Here is a 12824-nt window from a genome sequence, read left to right as displayed (position 1 = left end):
TTGCTCCCTGGACCTCTATTTCTTCGCAGAGCTCCACCAGTCGGGGTCCACTTCGGGGATCGTATTCGACGATCCGGTTTCGAGCCTTGACCACAATCATCGAACCGCCGTCGCGCGACGTATCGTTGAGGAGTCCGCCAGTCGACAAGTCATTTATTCACCCACGATGCGGTGTTTTTCGGAGAATTGATCACGCGCTGTGGGGATGCCCAGTTGATCCCTTCAGTAAAATCGATCAGCTATCGCGCCGAAGGACCTGGCTACATCGATACCGGATTGCCTTATGACATGCGAAGGCATCGTGATCGCATTACACAACATCGTGCCGACCAGCTGCGAATTGCAGCCAACTTCAATAACCCGCCGGGAGATGATGAGCGGCTTGCGGTCCGTAATGCCTACGATGATCTTCGCGTCACGATAGAAGTAGGAATCGAGGACACAATACTCAATGAAACCGTAGTACGGTTTCGAGACGGTATCTCGGTCGGCCGGCTTGATGGCGTGATGATTGTGCAGGAGGCCGAGTACCGCGAAGTACAACGTTTGCACGACAAGTGCTGCCGGAATGTGCGTGCTCATTCACATGCGGCCGGGCAGCAGCGTGCTGTTACGCAGCCGGACGAGCTCCTGCGGGACATTGAGGCTGTCAACACCTTGTTCCAGGATATCCGCAGGCGAAGAGGTTGAGCCGTCCGTATGACAGGGGTAGTTGCTACTTCACTACTAGCTCGGCTGCTTACGGGCCGGCAGTAGATCTTTGTAACAGGTAGGAATCGGTCAGAAGCGGGGGATCGAAACTTCATAGCGCCGAACGGTTTCCTCCATAACGGTTCAAGCGTGATTTTCGCTGGCCACCTCCATCAGCACGCCGCAGTCGGGCCCGGGAGGCACCATTAGAACGCCGAATGGTCATTGCGATAACCATACACCGGGGATAGTTTGGATATCTGCGAAATGAGATTACGCCCATAGCTATTGGGAGGTGGGTATGACTTTCAGTACTAATACGGTTGAAGTCGTTCGGGAATCCCCCTTGGTTGAGATTGAAATCCGATCTCAAGAAACGGACGGCTCTGGGCATAAGATTGTCATTACTGTGGATGCGAAGTCACGGGACATAGTCGACGCCTACTTCTGCTCAGTAGAAATGCTTACCCAGGCATTCCGCGCCCACCTGCATCCACTCCCCGCCGATACAATTTCTGCCATCGTCTCCCTGATGATTCCGAAGAGGCCGGTGCCGTCGACGTTACTGCGCGAAGCCCGGATGCTGATTCAGGCGAAAACCGAAATCCTTCAAAGTAACGACTGGTTGACGGCCAACGAAATCTCGAATCTCGCGCAATTCAGCTCTAGCAACCCCAGTTCGCAGCCCAACAAATGGAAGCGGGCAGGGAAAATTTTTGCTTTGCGCCATGAGGGCGTCGATTATTTCCCGATCTACGGACTCGACCCAGCACAAGGTTTTCGGCCGTTATCTGCGCTGGATAGTGTAATTTCGACGTTGACCACGATGAAGGATGGGTGGGCAATGGCGTTCTGGTTTGCATCGCCAAATTCCTTCCTCGGCGGGAAGCGGCCCAAGGAAGTGCTCTCAGCCAATCCCTCAGGTGTGCTCTCAGCGGCGAAGGAAGAAGTATCCGGTATCGTCCATGGATGACAATCCACCGAAGTTCGAACGTTGGACGGTCAAATGCCAGGCTACCGCAGATGGAAGTGGTGACGTCATCGTCGATTTGCCACCAGAGCTGCTTTTGAAGTTAGATTTAGGTATTGGGGACGAGTTGACCATCGAGGTGGTCGAAGGTGTGATCGTCCTGAAACCGAAGCACAGTAACCCCGATCTAACTGATATCTGACCTCACATTTTCAGGGCTTAAATTGCCAATAGATTTACTCGGACGTCAGTTTCTCGACGGTGACTTGGCGCGACCGGCGAATACTTGGCCGATTGCTGCCCGTTGTGAAGCTTGCAATCGACTCTAGGCTGCGTGCGCCCAACTTTGTCTAACCTTCGAGCTCAACGGTTGTCTCTATCGGCTTCGGTGTAGTCGTCGGCGTGGTGTGACGCCCATGGTTCATGCTTTATATCGTGCACAACAGCGTCTAGGAATCGATTTGAAGCCATTCGGGATCTTCTCGCCAAAACGCTTCGAGCTTCGTTCTCGAATTGACTTTTCAGAAGCCATTTTATCGTCTGAACCTTACGTTTTCCTTTCATCGCTACACCTCAAATTCAGGGGGATTTCAGTTGAGGCCAATGAAGACGTGTTCCGTTGAGGTATTCATGTGACTGCTGTTAAAAGGCGTATGCTTCTGCTAATTGGATCAACACGATCTCAACCTCCCGGATGCCCTGTGAAGTCGAGAGCATCTCATAGGGTCTCCTGCCAGCAAATCGACATATGGGCTTTGAAAGCCATCGCCTAGCCTTTGTCTCGTCCCCGAAAATCACCTCCGCCATGGCTGTGATGTGTATGTGCTGGAATAGTCGGTCACTCTCGTGTACCGAAAGTCGCTGCTTACGTGCCGCTCTTAGCCTCAATGTTTTGAGCGGAACAATCTGGTCATGCGCTAACGGCGCTATCACACCCAGGTCACAGAGTGAAATGACCATAAAAGGCGTGAAACCGTACTCGATCAATTCATGGATGTCTTGATCAGACGCGCAGCAGGGAATGCCCAGCAATTGTTGTAGGCGAATCCGGTAGGAGCGATGAGCATTTTCGCGCAAAAATTCTGGAAACATGACGTCACCTTTCTGCGTGTTGCGGAACAGCATCCAGCAAATTGATAATCCTGTGACGCCAGCTTGACGTAGGGGCCCGTACTGCTGATCAGTGGGGCCATTTCCATCGTACGAACATTCACCGTTAGGCGATGGTGCCGCGTCCTCCGTAGTGAAGCGGGCTGCTGGAGTAGTGTCAATATTTCCTTGCTAACCCATAGGCGGTGGTACTTCGCATTGGAACGAAGAGCCTCTAAAGCAGCGAGTGAAACTGATCTCAAGTCCCACTCTGTGTAACTGATTTTTGCGAAGCGGATTACTGGATCTGGAGGTGTTTATTAATTGGTAATCATAAAGCGGGATCCAACAAAAGTTTTGTTTTGCTTAAGAAATAATTCCTTTCCTCCTCTATATTATTTCAGATAAGAGCTTTCTAGTTTTTAAGTAGTAGCCACTTTTCTCCAATGAACGTGACAGCGAAGGTATAAGTGTAAATACAGCCACTTTGGGGACCTTCGTTTTTCTTTCTGTGCCGTAATTGCGATTCAATGTCTCGTTGACTAAATGTGCGAGTTCACAGTCACGCCCATGCCAATCAACGTTCGAGTAATTACCGCAACGACCGCTTGGTAAGTTATGTGTTTGCGCTAGCAGCCATTCGCGGTCATTTCTATACAACCATGCGTAGATGTTTGGGATCACAGAACGAATGCTCTTAGTGCTGGCGCCTGGTTGCGATGTAATAACAGCTATCCATTCTGTCCGATGTTCAAGGAGCACCGTCTCCTGTTGTTTTTCACTCCGTGATTTAAGCACCGCAGGTTCTGAACGGAGTAGTCGGTTTACAGTGCAAATCGAGAGCCCAAATTGGGAACAGATCAAATCCTTAGAGTCACCGTTCTGAAGGCATTCCAGAATCTCGATTCGAACCTGTGGCTTGAGCTTTTTGGGTTTCCGAAGGACCAGTATTTTGGCCATTTCGCCTTCCATCGGCTCATCCACCTTGACAGCCTTGGCACTGCTCTCGCGCTTGATTTTAGATATTTCGTGGGGCAAGCGACTCAGGCGATCGTAGGATTCGATGAACGGGCCAAGTCGGCCAAAAAGCCAGGTGATTAAGGTCAGGTGCTTGAGCGGATGGCAGTGGCCACGAGGGTTGCGGGTTAACTGATCGATGAACGCTTCTGCTCTCTGTGCTGTGATAGGCAGGGAGGTGAGCGGGGGGTACGGCTGAAGCTGCGACGCGTACTGAGCAAAAGAAACTGCAACCCTTACCCTCTCCAGTTTGGATTTGCCTAGTTGCATTAAGGCCTCCTTGTAGACAGATCTCACGATCGTCGGGTTGAAACATCTTGAAATTCCGCAAGTTGCAAGATCTTGCACTCCGGAACCTAACTGCTGAAGTGCATTGTTGGCTGTGGCGGAAGGCATTGGCGCCGTCGCCGCCGCAAGAAAACCCTCACTCGGCAAGGTCCATTGAAAACTCCCCGACCATTGGCGATTTATAGTGCTTTCTGTGAGCATCAAGCCATGAACGGGGCACAAAACCACTCCGGGGTACTGATGTGTTAAGTGCCAGTAAGCAGTTCCATGTCTGGCGCGATCAGTTGCCATACAGGCTGTGCAAGCTTTCAAAGGGTGTTCTGCGCCAAAGCGTCCCGTCAACAGACCTAAGCGGTACTTTATAGAACCAATCTGAACGTTTTTCATGGTCCGAACAACTGCTGCGATCTGCTGTTCCGATTGAAATGGAAAAAATAAAGGAAGAATCGTGTGCTCCCTGATGATCGATATTGGATCTCCCCATGCCGCTTGCGCTTGGCTATTCAGGGCGTCGAGGTTGCAAGGAAAATCGTGGGTGATGGCACAATGATCCGATCCAAAAAGCCAAGCTAAAGTCTCCGAAGTTTTCAGATGCGCCAAAAAGTGATGCTGACGGCAGCAGAGGCTGTAAAAAGTCTCATCCTCAAACCAGCGGAGGAAGATGTCCTGCGATTGGGCGGCTGAAGAGTTCATAGTCTTTGCCATAGTTAGCCAAAGTTATGATATGCGTCTTCTATAACTGCATAAAATTCTCTATAGATATAAAAACTAGTTTCTTAATTACCTATTTTTAATGGTTGGGTTGTTGTCCTCGTAACGTCCTGTTTAAGTTTGACTCTTAACTTTTAAGTCGGTCATTAAAGGCCTGTAACTGGGTGGAAAAAGTACGGTGGAGCGCCTCCTGAGGCGCTGAAGGGCAACTTTTTTTGGTTGTCAGCGGGTAATTTCAAGCGGTAACATGATTCGCTTAACCGAAACGGGAATAAACCACTCGATATCGAAGTGGGGATCCTATCGAATAGAGCTTATCGTGGTGCTCGCCCTTAGGCGGAGAAGCTGAGCGAGTGACACTTTGATTGAGGAATTCAGATGAAGTCTAGCTAACTGTAAAGCTGGAAGTCAGATAGACAAAGGCCCAAGTGCTACCTTGGGCCCCTGTGGATAAGTCAGATTAGGTCCCTGACAAATCCATTGTCTATTCCATACATGTGGGGCGTCAAGTCCCGCACGACTTCGTTCGTCCACAAGATGCTACGCGTTATCCACAGCGACGCGTGTGGTCGCCTGCCCGCAGGGTATGGGCTTCGTCTTGCACCACGGCTGTTATCCCCAGCCGAGGCGAGGAAGAGGTGCCTAAAAGACAATGGAATTACTTGGATGAAACTGCAGGATAAATTTGCCCTGATCATGAGCCGTCAGAGTCGGTTCGAATGGGGAAAGGATTACATTCCGGCCACGTTGGCGGTCCCCCGTGAAGCACCTAAGGGCTCACGTATTAGCAGGCTCAACAGTCAAAAGCTCGGTCGTACGTTGCACGTCCTCTCAACTCCTGAGCGTGTATTTACTCAACTTGCGCTTTGTCATCCTGATCTTCTCGATATCCATGAGCAAAAAATGCTATGGCCATTTAGCTCGGGGCATCCACTTCGTGGCCACCCGCTGACAAAAGGCACTTTTCCACGTCCCGTACGTGGAACCGTGGAGATAGCCAAGGAGATTGGTTTCAAGCACCACGAGATCGTGATTGAAGGTCCCGATGGCAACCGTCAGTGGATGCCCTTTCCCTACCAAGGCGACCTGCTTTTATACATGAAAGGTCATGACGGGGTCCCTTACGCGGTTAACTGGACCGTCAAAGACCGCGAGGAGGCATTTCTCGAGAGAAGAAGCTCGAGAGCAAAGACACCCTCTCAGCAGAGGAAGGATCGCGATCATGCCGAGCTGAGGACTGAATTGGAGAGAGTCTATTACGCTAGCGCTGGCATCAGAACGGTGCAGGTTTCACTGGATAGGGTTGAACCGGCAGTCATTGCAAACCTAGACATGCTCTTCGTCGTGCACGACCTCCCGCTAAGCCATGACGAAGCGTTGCTCGATGATTTCAGTGCAGATGTCAGAGAGGCGGCCCTAACAGGACATCCGGTGGCGTATGTAGCTATCAAATACGGGGCACAATGGGGTGGACGTGATCAGTTTATCGCGAGGATTTACCAAGATATTTGGAATCGAAAGCTGCCTGTGAATTTTTTCAAACCGATCCTCATCGACCACCCTTTTTCCACTGATGGTGGAGAGATGGTTTCGGTTTATGGCTCGCTCTTTGAGGAGTCAGCGTCATGATGACGGGATCGAGAATTGTTGCACCGGAGGGGTTTCACTGTCTCTCGAAGGGCATCATTTATCATTTCCTGAACAGCAACGGAAACCTGAACGTGGTCAGGCTCGTGATGTTTAGTGATGACGGCAAGGAATTAAGCGCCGATCTGATCACGCTGACCAGGATTGAGTTTGAAGAGGCACTGGAAAACGGCTGGGTGTTGGAAGACGGCTCAGCGGACAAACTTCCTCCTTGGCTTGCACCCATTGAGGGGGTGTCAGTCTCCCACTTGGAAGGCCGAAGGCACTCGGTAAAGGAGACCTACGACCAGAAGGTCAATCGTCGATTCGCGGCTATCTCGGCTCTTGTTGCTCGCAGGGAGGAAATTCTAGCCAGTGATAATCCAGACTCACTCATTAATGCTCATGCCAAAAGCCAACGTCCACAGCAAAATGCAGCGCGCCTACGATTATGGTTCTACACCTACATCATGTTCGGGCATAACAAATGGGCTTTGATGCCACCCCTACACCGCATTGGCGGTTGGAATCGGGAAGATTTGGCCCCTGCACGAAAATTAGGTAGGCCGTCCCGTAGGGGGAAAAAGTTTGGCTATCCATGTGACGCCATTATGAAGGGAATGATCCTTTCCGGTTTTTTGAAGTTTAAATCGCTAGATAAAACAATGAATGATATTTATCGCGAAGTTATTACCTCTGAGTTTGGCTGCGTCGCTTTTAAAAAAGGTGATGATAAGAAATTTCGGCAACCTGAGGGTAAGGCATACCCTTCACCCCATCAGTTCAAATATTGGATTCAAAAGCTGATTAGCCCGAAGGAACTCAAGCACGCATTGAAAGGGCAACACAAAACTCGAGCTATATCAGGATCTGAAGGAAGCTTCTCTGAGAAAATTATTAATGTAAATCAACGTGTTGAATTTGACGGATACTATATATCAGAGAAACTGACCGGCCTCACAGAGGGCAGCGCGGTGGAAAGCTTTTGCGTGGTTCGCGCTGCTTGCGGTTTATCGGGGGCCGTATTGGGTGTCGGATTCTCAGAGGGCAAAGAAAACATGGATGCCTACCGAATGGCCCTGTTCTGCATGGCTATTGGTAAGGTGAAATTTTGCGAGTTGTTTGGCATTGAAATCGAACCTGAGCTATGGCCAAGCGAAGGGCTGTCGGGCAGTATCGTGTTCGATCGAGGGCCGGGGGCCGGCTATACCAGTGAGCCCGACATTACCTGGCTCAAAGCTCTTGAACTGACTCCGGTCTATTCTGGGCAGTCCAAGGCGACCGTTGAGTCTTCTCATCCCAGGGATAAGAAGCCAATGGGCCAACCGACGCACTTCCAAAGTAAGTTGAACTTCGTTCTTATGGCCCGGCGTGAAATTTGGCAGGCTATCTCGGACAATCATACCTCCGACGCGGATGACCGAATGGACGAAGAAATGTATGTGGCGAGAATAAAACCGACACCTCACAGTATTTACAACTATTGGAGTAGCCGCGGTCGCGACTCGTCGATTGGTATGCAGTTTGATACTGCAGTCAGAACTTTTCTAAAGAGTTGCTCTGCGAGCATAAGGAAGGATGCGGTCTATTTGTATGGACGTAAATATCGGTCTCCAGATTTAATTGCAACAGGCATATTCGATATGGTCGCCAAGGACGGAGTTATTGAAACCTCCGCCTTTGTTTTAACAATGTGCGTTCGTCACATATGGATTGAGGTTCGTGGCGTCTTATATGAATTGGACGCCATGCGATCCGCTAGAACTTCTGCTGGCGACGTGGACATTTCTCTACGTGATCTGCAGGAAATTGACCAATTACGACGTGACGGAGCAGCAGCTCTTCGGGATGAAAGGCCAGCGGCTCATCAGTTTTTCAGGGACCAATTTAAGCGTGAAACAGGGGAGGATTGGGATGCTGGCGAGCGTAAGGTTGGGAGCCCAGCTAAGAGTGGAGCAGCCCAGCGAGACGCGGCTGACTACGATCGCTTCCGAGGAAAAGCCCAGTGAACAAGTTAATAAGAACTCGGTTCAACTGTTGCACGGACATTAATAAAATCAGAGAACGGGTGAGGGTTAAGCCTGAACCAGTTGGACTCTTGAGCGTCATCGATCCGCTCATCGCCGCGGAATCATTGGCGGATACTTTGATGCAAATCTATTTGCCGAACGAGTTCTCCCTGAACTTTATCAAGGAGATGGCGGGTCGAGCTTCTCTTCATAGCAGTAAGCTGTTTACAAGTGAAGCTGGATACGTTTCTCAGATTTATCACCCACCCGAAGTAGAAGTGTCGCCGGTGTGCTTGACGGGGTTAGCTGGGGTCGGAAAGAGTCAGACGATTGCAGCTTTGAGAAAAATCTTGCCACCGCCCATGGATTTTACCTGTGATCATTATCATGGTGCCGTTAAACTGATTTCACATTGGTATGCAAGTGCGCGGGGTAAGGCGGGCGGCAAGCAGCTACTTACCGACTTCGTGCTCGGGAGCGGGGAGCCCAGTGGGCGCTGGAATTTGTCAAAGCTGCTCGTTGAAAGCCGCCGACGAGCCAACCGTGATGGGGTCTCATTGGTTCTTCTTGAAGAAACTCAGCATATCAACACCGGTTTGGGTGCATCCAAGGTAACTGACATTCTGCTGACGATGGCCGCCATTGGACCACCCATGATCTTCGTATCCAATTACAGCCTCGTACATAAGCTGCTTCGGCGTAATAGTGAAGATAAGCAGAGGCTGCTCTCGGAACCTCGGATCATGTTGCCGGACCATCCTGAAAGCCAAGATTGGAAAGACTACGTCAGCGAGTGCATAAGGGTCAGCGGTGGCCACATTCAGGTGAACATCGATGACTTGGCGGCAGAGCTTTACCGTTCTACTTTTGGGATCAAGCGGCTCGCTGTGCAGATTTTAAAGCTGGCTTATATAGAGTGTCGCAATGCCGGCCGGGAATCTGTAAAGCTTGCTGATATCAATCGGGCATATCGTTCCACTGCGTATTCCAGCAATTCGAAAGAAGTCGAAGAGCTATATCTGCAGGCGCTTCACCCTCGTACGACTGGCACTCACCTAGATCTACGGTGTCCGTTTGACCTTCCCGCCGACAAGAATTCCAATGTGGTGAAATTCGCTCGTGCGGATCGGGACCATCGTGTGAACGCGACGGTCTTTGATTCCGCCCTCAGAAGTAACGAACGGGCGGCGATGAAGCACATCGACTTCATACCAGGCGATGCCTCAAGCCCTCCTAAGCCCGCCCGACGCTCGCCGGTACCGAGGGTGTCAGATGAAGAAACGGCGAAAACTTTCCATGAATTAATAGATTCGATAACGCCGCTACCGAGGCCAAAGAAGCCCAAATAAAAAGGACTCAACGGTCAGCAAGTTTGGAGTTGCTACCTTCAATGAATGTTTGAGCAAATAGAGGTTCACATCGATTAAAAATGAACGGCAACTCCTCTTTTCCAACTAGGATCGAACGGGTTGGGGGTGAAAGAGAGGAGTTTATGGCTAGTAAAACACATAAATATCAATAGGTTATAGATTTGCGACAGTTTTTATTCCCTAGCGCTTCATCCTCAGGCAGCTTTTTCAATGGTTGCGACTGTTTTGCGACTTTGTTTTTTGGTCTTGGAGCCCGCGGAATCCGGGGGCTTCTCGCGACAGTTTTTATTCTCTAAATTCAACGGCTGTTTTTGAACAACTGGTCACGCATCATCAGAACGCCGGTCAGCCATCGTTTGGCTCGACCGGCGGTCAGGTGCAAGTCAGTTGTTCACCAGCAGTTCCGGGCCGAGGTAGTCGTTGATCTGGTCGATATCGTCGTCGCCCAGACTGCCCACCGAAGAGGCCAGGCGCAGGCGGGACATCAAATAACGCAACTTCGCCTCGAACAGATCGTGGCGTGCAACGAAGAGCAATTCTTCGGCATTGAGCACGTCCGAGTTGGTACTGGTACCCCCCTCTTTGAAGCCCTTGCGGGTCGAAGCCAGTGAGCGCTCGTTGGATTCAACGGCTTTCTCCAGCGCGCGAACACGTTTGGCGCCGCTCTGTATGCCGTAATACTCACGAGTGGTTCCGGAGATGACTTCCTGTCGTGTGGCGTCGAGTTCGTCTATGGCCTTATCGCTATTGGCACTGGCCTGGCGTGTCAGCGCGCTGACGCCGCCACCACTGAACAGTGGGAAATTGACCTCCAGCCCGATCGAGCCGTATTGGTTGCGTTGATTCAACTCGGAGAGTGATTGGCTCTTGCCCGCGGTGTAGCCGGCAATGAAATCCAGTGTTGGCCAGTGGCCGGCCCTGGCGCGCTTCACTTCTTCTGCTGCGAGGTCACTGCTATAGCGGCGAGCATGAATCAATGGGCTATCGGCCTGGGCTTTGACTAACCAGTCCTGCAGGTTGCTCGGGAGCAGCGGTGGTGTATTGAAGCCCGGACGCAAGGTGGTCAGCGAATCGGGGGTTTCACCGATAAATTCCACCAGCTTGCGGCGCGCGTTGATCAAGTTGTCCTGTGCTTCGATCAGCTCGGCCTCGGCGAGGTCGCGGCGAGCGACCGATTCATCGATGTCGGTGACGGTGCCCGCCCCCAGTTCCATGCGCCGTTTTGCTGAGGCGAGTTGCTCATCGAAGGCGTTCAGCTTGGACTTGGCCAGGACGATGGTTTCGCTGGCCAGGAGCACGTCGAAATAGCTTTCGGCCAGGCGTACCGCGGCGTCCTGGCTCTTGGCATCGAACACCGCGACGCTGTAGTCGGCACGCTGTTGACCCTGGCGGTACTCGGCCATTTTCTGTTTGTTGAAGAGTGGCTGGCGCAGGCGCACGTTGGCGCCCTTGGAGTCGTAGTCGAGATCTCTGTCGAGGCCGTTCTGGCTTTGGGTGCCATTGACCTTGTTGTCATAGGCCGAGGCATTGATCTGCGGTAGCAGGCCGGACAGGCCGATGGCGCGGTTTTCGCCGCCGGCCTTTTTTTCATTGATGGCCGCCTGGTAGATAGGACCCTGGTACTGCAACAGATCCCAGGCTTGTTTCAGGTCCATGGCACAGGTTGGCAGAGACAGCCCCAGCAGGCAGAAGAACAGGCAATGACGGTCCATTTCATTGCTCCTTGAATGAGCTGTCCACACGTTCGAGCATGGGTTTGAGAAGATAGCTCATCAGGTTGCGCTCGCCAGTCTTGATGGTGACGCTGGCGGGCATGCCGGGGCGAATGTGATTGCTACCCAGCAGGCCCATGCCATCGGGCGTGACTTCCACCTGGGCCAGATAGAACGGTTGTTTGCTTTCTTCGTCCATCAGGCGGTCGGCGGAGATGGTTTTCACGCGGCCGGGGATGTTGGGCGTCCGGGCATGGTTGAAAGCCGGGAATGAAATGTCCACGGGCAAGCCGGGAACCATCTTGTCGATGGCCTGTACGGGAATCATCGCGTCGACCTGCAGCGGTTCGTTGACCGGAACGATTTCCATGATCTTGAAGCCGGGCTGAATGATCCCGCCGACCGTGGCGATGCTCAGGGACTGGACCATGCCATCGATGGGCGAGCGAATCACCGTGTGCGTCACTTCATAGTCCAGCGCGCGCAAGCGGTCGGCCAGGGTGGTGTTTTCCTTGGCGGTGTCGGTCAGCATCGATTCCACTTCCTTCAGGTAGTCGTGCTGGCGTTGCAGGATGCGCAGCTTGATTTCCGTGGTCTGGCTGCGTGTGCGAGCGATGTTGTTGAGGTTCTCGGCCTGTCCGGCGGAAAGGTCGGCATTGCTGCGTTCCAGCTCAAGCAGGCGGTTTCGCGGGATGTAGCCTTCGGCCGCCAGAATGCGTGTGCCTTGCAGTTCCTGGTTGAGGAAGTTGATCTGCGAGGCGCGGGCGCTATAGACCTGCTGCAAGCCCTTGAGCTGCACAGCCGACGCTGCCAGGTTTTCCTGCAGGATGCTGATTTCGCCGGCGAGACCGGCGCGGCGGGTGTCCAGCAGGCGCTGTTGCAGGTCCATGGCAGCCGTCAGGCGGTGGTCATTGCCGAAGCGCTTGAGCAACTCAGGGTCGTAGGCCACCACATCGCGGTTGTCCCGTTCCGCTTCAAGGCGGTTTTCCACGGTCTTGCTGACGATGTACTGGGCGCTGACCGCACCCTGTTCGGCAACGGCGCGCAACGAGTCGAGGCGGACCACTTCCTGGCCTTTGGTCACCAATTCGCCTTCGCGAACGAGAATGGCCTCCACGGTGCCGCCACTGAGATGCTGCACGGCTTTGCGATTGCTGGTGATTTTGACCGTGCCTGTCGCGACCACGCCAGCATCCAGCGGCGCCAGCCAGGACCACAGGAGAAAGCCGCCGAACCCGGCGAGTACCAGCCACATGCCCCAGTGCGCGGGTCTGCCGACGTCCAGATCGACCACGCTCTTGGATTCGTTGAGAATCATCTCGGTGTGTTGGCTCATTTGCAT

Annotated in this window: 10 protein-coding genes; 6 read left to right on the top strand and 4 right to left on the bottom strand. The window is 52.4% G+C overall.

The window, feature by feature from the left end:
• The first annotated feature begins 213 nt into the window (after window positions 1-213).
• The 3 genes from C7534_RS20315 to C7534_RS20305 all read left to right on the top strand — a co-directional run bounded on the left by C7534_RS20315 (window position 214) and on the right by C7534_RS20305 (window position 1862).
• The gene (locus C7534_RS20315; RefSeq protein ID WP_177412253.1) at window positions 214-690 is read left to right on the top strand and encodes a hypothetical protein; all 477 of its coding nucleotides are present in this window, start codon (window positions 214-216) and stop codon (window positions 688-690) included.
• 301 nt (window positions 691-991) lie between these two features.
• Window positions 992-1663 carry a hypothetical protein gene (locus C7534_RS20310; protein WP_109786824.1) on the top strand — a complete coding sequence of 224 codons (672 nt, stop codon included), beginning with the start codon at window positions 992-994 and terminating at the stop codon, window positions 1661-1663.
• Window positions 1656-1862, top strand: a complete 207-nt coding sequence (locus C7534_RS20305; RefSeq protein ID WP_109786823.1) for an AbrB/MazE/SpoVT family DNA-binding domain-containing protein — start codon at window positions 1656-1658, stop codon at window positions 1860-1862. The genes C7534_RS20310 and C7534_RS20305 overlap by 8 nt, the downstream gene beginning before the upstream one ends.
• Window positions 1863-2302: 440 nt before the next feature.
• On the opposite strand, the gene C7534_RS20300 is transcribed toward C7534_RS20305, so the two are convergent.
• Both C7534_RS20300 and C7534_RS20295 read right to left on the bottom strand, forming a co-directional pair.
• Window positions 2303-2752: an antitoxin Xre/MbcA/ParS toxin-binding domain-containing protein gene (locus C7534_RS20300; RefSeq protein WP_109786844.1), complete on the bottom strand. Its 450-nt coding sequence runs from the start codon at window positions 2750-2752 to the stop codon at window positions 2303-2305.
• A gap of 387 nt (window positions 2753-3139) precedes the next feature.
• Window positions 3140-4747 carry a TnsD family Tn7-like transposition protein gene (locus C7534_RS20295; RefSeq protein ID WP_158283929.1) on the bottom strand — a complete coding sequence of 536 codons (1608 nt, stop codon included), beginning with the start codon at window positions 4745-4747 and terminating at the stop codon, window positions 3140-3142.
• Between the two features lie 684 nt (window positions 4748-5431).
• Between C7534_RS20295 and C7534_RS20290 the strand changes: the two genes are divergently transcribed.
• Genes C7534_RS20290 through C7534_RS20280 form a run of 3 tightly spaced genes read left to right on the top strand, consistent with a single transcriptional unit; the run spans window position 5432 to window position 9749 of the window.
• Window positions 5432-6394: a transposase gene (locus C7534_RS20290; RefSeq protein ID WP_109786821.1), complete on the top strand. Its 963-nt coding sequence runs from the start codon at window positions 5432-5434 to the stop codon at window positions 6392-6394.
• Complete coding sequence (locus C7534_RS32875; RefSeq protein WP_109786820.1) at window positions 6391-8400, top strand: transposase; 2010 nt, start codon at window positions 6391-6393, stop codon at window positions 8398-8400. The genes C7534_RS20290 and C7534_RS32875 overlap by 4 nt, the downstream gene beginning before the upstream one ends.
• Complete coding sequence (locus C7534_RS20280) at window positions 8397-9749, top strand: transposase (RefSeq protein ID WP_109786819.1); 1353 nt, start codon at window positions 8397-8399, stop codon at window positions 9747-9749. Before C7534_RS32875 ends, C7534_RS20280 begins: the two co-directional genes overlap by 4 nt.
• A 404-nt stretch (window positions 9750-10153) precedes the next feature.
• Here the strand turns inward: C7534_RS20280 and C7534_RS20275 are convergent, their stop codons facing one another.
• Together C7534_RS20275 and C7534_RS20270 are read right to left on the bottom strand one after the other, a co-directional pair.
• Window positions 10154-11482, bottom strand: coding sequence for a TolC family outer membrane protein (locus C7534_RS20275; RefSeq protein WP_109786818.1), 1329 nt, complete (start codon window positions 11480-11482; stop codon window positions 10154-10156).
• Between the two features lies 1 nt (window position 11483).
• Window positions 11484-12824 (bottom strand): HlyD family type I secretion periplasmic adaptor subunit, encoded by a 1341-nt coding sequence (locus C7534_RS20270; RefSeq protein ID WP_109786817.1) that lies wholly within the window; start codon window positions 12822-12824, stop codon window positions 11484-11486.

The sequence above is a fragment of the Pseudomonas sp. OV226 genome, from assembly GCF_003148705.1.
Taxonomy (GTDB): Bacteria; Pseudomonadota; Gammaproteobacteria; order Pseudomonadales; family Pseudomonadaceae; genus Aquipseudomonas.
Note: the sequence above shows the minus strand (reverse complement) of the source record. Positions and strands in the feature narration are given on the sequence as shown.

Coding starts and splice junctions, on each gene's coding strand:
- C7534_RS20300 (WP_109786844.1), bottom strand. CDS start 2,752: ATGTTTCCAGAATTTTTGCGCGAAAATGCTCATCGCTCCTACCGGATT.
- C7534_RS20290 (WP_109786821.1), top strand. CDS start 5,432: ATGAAACTGCAGGATAAATTTGCCCTGATCATGAGCCGTCAGAGTCGG.
- C7534_RS20295 (WP_158283929.1), bottom strand. CDS start 4,747: ATGAACTCTTCAGCCGCCCAATCGCAGGACATCTTCCTCCGCTGGTTT.
- C7534_RS20275 (WP_109786818.1), bottom strand. CDS start 11,482: ATGGACCGTCATTGCCTGTTCTTCTGCCTGCTGGGGCTGTCTCTGCCA.
- C7534_RS20270 (WP_109786817.1), bottom strand. CDS start 12,824: ATGCAAATGAGCCAACACACCGAGATGATTCTCAACGAATCCAAGAGC.
- C7534_RS20305 (WP_109786823.1), top strand. CDS start 1,656: ATGGATGACAATCCACCGAAGTTCGAACGTTGGACGGTCAAATGCCAG.
- C7534_RS20310 (WP_109786824.1), top strand. CDS start 992: ATGACTTTCAGTACTAATACGGTTGAAGTCGTTCGGGAATCCCCCTTG.
- C7534_RS32875 (WP_109786820.1), top strand. CDS start 6,391: ATGATGACGGGATCGAGAATTGTTGCACCGGAGGGGTTTCACTGTCTC.